This is a genomic window from Streptomyces sp. NPDC033229, assembly GCF_055576875.1.
On record NZ_JBVIQR010000218.1, the window covers coordinates 1 to 1,056 of the forward strand.

The 1,056-nt window shown below is 68.3% G+C and carries 1 pseudogene; it reads right to left on the minus strand.

From position 1 onward, the window contains the following. Positions 1-23 precede the first annotated feature (23 nt). Positions 24-1,027 (minus strand): annotated as a pseudogene (locus ACZ53N_RS37510) (IS5 family transposase). Positions 1,028-1,056: the final 29 nt, after the last annotated feature.

Sequence of the window (1,056 nt, forward strand, 5' to 3'; positions counted from 1 at the left end):
CTAGGGCGCGTATTCGGTTGTGATCAAGGGCTGGTCCGGGTGAGGTCCTTGATCCAGATCAATGAAGCGCGCAGGTGGAGGCCGGCGAGGTAGCTCTGAGGGGTCTTGTCGTATCGGGTGGCGATGCCTCGCCAGGCCTTCAGCCTGTTGATCAGGCGCTCGACGGTGTTCCGCTCCTTGTAGAGCTCGGCGTCGTGGGTGACCGGCCGACCGCCCCTGCTGCCCTTGTTCTTCCGGTTGGCGGCCTGGTCCCTCTTCTCCGGGATGACTGCCTTGATCCGACGTTTACGCAGGTAGGCGCGGTTACCGCGGGACGGGTAGGCCTTGTCCCCGGCGACCGCACCAGGCCGGGTGCGAGGACGGCCGACGGGCCCGCGGACCCGTACCTTTTTGAGTACGGGGATGAACTGCGGGCTGTCCGCGGCCTGCCCTGCGGTCAGGACGATCGCGAGCGGGCGGCACCTGCGGTCGGCGGCGAGGTGGACCTTGCTTGTCTGCCCACCCCGCGAACGTCCGAGCAGAGCGGCTTTCAACCGCAGTTTGTGCCGGCGCCGGATGCGCCGTCGCTCTTCGCGCTCCGGGTCGCTTCCCTCGCCCTGCCCGTCCTGTCCTTCCGGGCCGCCCCTTTTTGCCGGGCCTTCTCCTCCTCGGCTGCGGCCTTCTCCAGGGCGGTGACGACCTCGGGATCCAGGTGCATCCCGGCAGCGTCGTGGTGGGCCCGGGCCGTGGTGGAGTCCACGCTGACCAGGGACAAGTCCACCTCGCCGAGCTTCGCGGCTTCCGCGATCAGGCCCTCCAGCAGGGCCTCGAAGACGCCGGCGTCCCGCCACTGCCGGAAACGGTTGTGGACGGTCGACCAGGCGCCGAACTCCTGCGGCATCTCCCGCCACTGCCCGCCCGTGCGAAACCTCCAGATCACGCCCTCGAACTGCTGTCGCAGCCGCTCGGGGTACGGCCCGTACTCGCCGATCGGCAGGTACGGGCCGATGAACTCCCACTCCACATCAGTCAGTTGCATCCGCGTCACGCAACACGATTTACCGGATCAGACCCCGC